The following is a 3,745-nucleotide window of genomic DNA, read 5'->3' as shown; positions in this document are numbered from 1 at the left end:
GGCTTCTCAAAGCAGGAAATCCTGGCACACGAGATCGGCGAGTGTTTTGCCTCGGATTCATTTCCGCTCGCGGATATCCAGCGCCGGCTGGCGCAGCACAAGCCCTGGCGCGGGGAAGTGTTGAGCAGCGGCAAAGACGGCCGCACGTTTGTCAGCGATCTCGCCGTGATTCCGCTGGCGGCAGATGAGCAACGCATTGTGCGTTATTTGTGGATCGCGCACGATCTCACCGAACAGCGCAAGCTGGAAAACGAGTTGGCGCACCGCGCGCAAGCCGTGCAGGCCAAGCAAGATGAAATCGCGGCGACGCGGCAGTATTTTGAATCTCTACTCGATACATTAAACGATATTTTTATCGTTGTCGATACCACCGGGCGATGCCTCTATTTGAATGCGCCAGCACGAGAGCGTTTGGGCTTCTCGGCGGAAGAGTTGACGGCAAAGAAACTGCCGAATTTTTTGCAGGAAGTGCAGCGTCTCGGCGGTTACGGCGAGGCGGTGAAAATCGAGTTTCGCGAATACGAAGCCGCGATGCAAACGCGCTCGGGCGAAACCATCACCTGCCTGTGGAGCGCGCGGCCGTTGTTCAATGCCAAGAAAGAATGGCTCGGCACGCTGGCAATCGGCCGCGAGATGGATGAATTAAAACGCTTGCGGACTTCGGCGGATACGCTGGAGCTGGAGCAGAAAATTCAGCAGCGCACCGCCGAGTTGCAGCGTCGCATCGATCAACTTGCCAAAATGATGGAGATTGGCGAAGATATTCGCCTCAACGTCAGCCTCGATGTCATCATGCAGGCGGTGGCCAATGCCATTTCAGCGCTGGGTTGGCAACGCGTCGGCGTTTTTCATCGCCGCCAGGATGAAACCTACGAATTGGTGGCCAGCGCGGGATTTGACGAGCGCCGGGCAAGCCTGCCGCGTAAATTTTTGAAGATTTCTTATCCCGATCTCGCGCCGTATTTGCTCGAACGCTGGCGCATCAGCCAATCGTTTTATCTCGATGCGCGGCAATTGCAAGGCAAGCGCCCGGCATTTCTGCCGGCCTCGCTCGATGTTTTTGCAGTGGGCGATTGGCATGAACATGATTGTCTGCTCGCGCCGATTCGCGGCCGCGACAAAACTATCGGCATGATCATGGTGTTCAGTCCCAGCGACGGTCGCCGGCCCGAGGCTTCGCAAGTTCATGACCTGGAGTTGTTGGCCGATGATGCCGGCCTAGCCATCGCCAACAGCGAGTTGCTGGCCTCGCATGCTGCAAGCGAACGCCAGGCCCGGCTGCTCGCGCACATCGGTAACGCCTTTCAAGCCGCGTCGACATTGGAGGAAGTCGTGATCGATATTGCCGGCTTGATGGCGCAAGCGTTGTCGTGTCCGTTGGTGATTGTGGTGCGCGCCGATGCCGTGGCTGCCGCCGGCGTGAGTGGCGGTTTGACTTCCGCGAAATGGGTAGCGGCTGCCGGCCAGCCTGCGCGCACTGAAAAAGGGCGCGGGCGTCGCTTGACAAACGACGATGTTCCTGAAAAGCTGCTCAAAGAATTGTTCGAACAAACCGGCCGTGAACGTGAACGCCTGGTCGAGCTTGAGCCTGCGCCCTGGCGCGAATTGATTGCGGCTTCACCGGCGAATGATACCGCCGATACTCTTTCTGCCCGGTTGATCGCGTTGCGTTCGCGCGGACGGAGTTTTGGTTTTGTGCTTTGCTTTGAAGCCGAGGCCGCGACAGTCTCGCCCGCGATTCCCGCAACATTTTTATCCGATTTGATCGCGCAAGCGACGCTGACCATTGACAACGCACGTCTCTTTCATCAAACCGAAGAAAAAGCGCATGAGTTGGCGCACGCCAATCAGCATATTTCAGAGTTTCTCGCCAGCACCTCACACGAATTGCGCACGCCCTTGCACGCCATTTTACAATTCTCGGAAATCTTGCTGGACGATGATTCGAAAAAAATGCATCCGGAGCAACGCCATCACCTGGAGATTGTGCAACGTAGCGGCAAGAATCTGCTCGCCCTCATCAACGATATTTTGGATTTGAGCAAGATTGCGGCGGGCAAAATGGAAGCCATTCTCGAGGATTTCGATCCGCGGCTGATGATTTCGGAAATTTCGGAAACCGTGCGGCCGCTGTGCGAGAAGAAAAAATTGAAACTGCAAATCAATCTGGCGGATTCGCTGCCGGCGTTGATCAATAGCGACCGCAACATGCTCACCCGCGCGCTCACGAATTTGCTCGGCAATGCCGTCAAATTTACCGAAGACGGCTACCTTGACGTTTCCGCGCATTATCGCGCGCCGGCATTGACGATGGCGGTGCGCGATACCGGCATCGGCATCCCGGCGAACCGCCTGAAAGAAATTTTCGAGCCGTTCCGGCAATTGGAAATGAGCGAAGCCCGGCGCCACAGCGGCACGGGCTTGGGGCTGGCCATCTCGCAAAACATGCTGGCGATTTTGGGCGGCCGCATCGAGGTGGTGAGTAAAGTCGGCAGCGGTTCGACGTTTACGATTCATGTACCGGTAAAAATTCCATCGCCGGCAGAAATAAAACGCGCCGCCGGCGTTACCCGCAAACCGGCGCCGGCGCAAGCCGCTTCGTCCAAAAAGCGCCGCCGTCCGAGCGGGCATATTCTCGTGGTCGAGGATGACGAAAACACGCGCTACGCCATGCAGTTTATTTTGGAAAATGAAGGCTATCGCGTCAGCTTCGCGGAAGGCGAAGAGGCGATTTTATCTGCGCAGCATGAGCGGCCCAATATGATTCTCATGGATATCATGATGCCGAAAATGGACGGCTATCAAGTGGCGCGCACGCTGAAAGCGCAGAAGCAACTCGCACACATTCCGGTGGTGGCACTCACGGCGCGCGCCATGAAGGGCGATCGCGAAAAAGCGCTGGCCGCCGGCTGCGACGATTATCTCACCAAGCCGTTTGAGAAAAAAGACATCTTGGGCATGATTGCCAAGTGGCTGGAGTAGGAGAAAGGTGATTTTGCGATTCTGCGCAAGCCGCCTTCCGAGTGTTTCACAAGATTCTATCAGAATGACAGGCCAAGGTGTTTGTATCGGCGCAACGATAAGCCGCAATCAAACAAGAAAAAGTACATTTCGCAAAAACGAGACAAAGACGCATAGAATCCACGAAGCTTTCTCTGGGAACTCTCTGTGGCTTCGCGGTTTTGTGTGAAAGTTTTTTGGGTAGATAAATCAATCCGGGAAAAAATATGCCCTCCTCCAACGACCCTCGCGCGGTTCTGGCCAAACTCGCGCATGATCTGCGCAATCCGGTGAACACCGCGCAATTGAATCTGGAAGCCGCGGAGATGCTTGTCGCAAAATCTAAAGATGCCAATGCCCAACGCCTGGCCAAGCATTTGCGCATCGCGGCGAGTGAAATGCAAAAATTGAAAGAGCTTGTGATCAAAGCAACGGAGCAGTTGTGAGCGACGAGCGCGACAAAATTTTGCTGGTAGACGACGAGCCGGAAGGCGTCTTTGGCCTTGAAACGTTGCTGGGCGACACCTACCAACTTTTCACCGCCGCCACCGGCGAGCAAGCCTGGGCGATTCTGCAGGAAGAAGATATTGCCGTGGCGTTGGTCGATTTGACTCTGGCTGATCTCGACGGCTTGCAGCTTTTGCAGCGCATGCAGAAAAAATTGCTGGGCACGGAATTGATCATGGTCACCGGCTATGCCAGCATTGACACGGCGGTTGATGCCATGCGTTTGGGCGCCTACGAT

3 protein-coding genes are annotated in these 3,745 nt (G+C 55.8%); all 3 read left to right on the top strand.

All coding sequences use genetic code 11. The features are described 5' to 3' along the window. On the top strand, positions 1–2,982 hold a 2,982-nt coding region (locus FBQ85_27840), incomplete at its 5' end, for a response regulator (protein MDL1878946.1). A 245-nt stretch (positions 2,983–3,227) separates the two neighbouring features. Then, positions 3,228–3,446: a hypothetical protein gene (locus FBQ85_27835; protein MDL1878945.1), complete on the top strand. Its 219-nt coding sequence runs from the start codon at positions 3,228–3,230 to the stop codon at positions 3,444–3,446. Then, a partial coding sequence (locus FBQ85_27830) for a response regulator (GenBank protein MDL1878944.1) occupies positions 3,443–3,745 on the top strand: 303 nt, incomplete at its 3' end. The genes FBQ85_27835 and FBQ85_27830, both read left to right, overlap by 4 nt.

This window comes from Cytophagia bacterium CHB2, assembly GCA_030263535.1.
In the GTDB taxonomy this organism is placed as follows: Bacteria; Zhuqueibacterota; Zhuqueibacteria; order Zhuqueibacterales; family Zhuqueibacteraceae; genus Coneutiohabitans.
The sequence above is the reverse complement of the archived record's forward strand: the minus strand, read 5'-3'. Positions and strand labels throughout refer to the sequence as shown.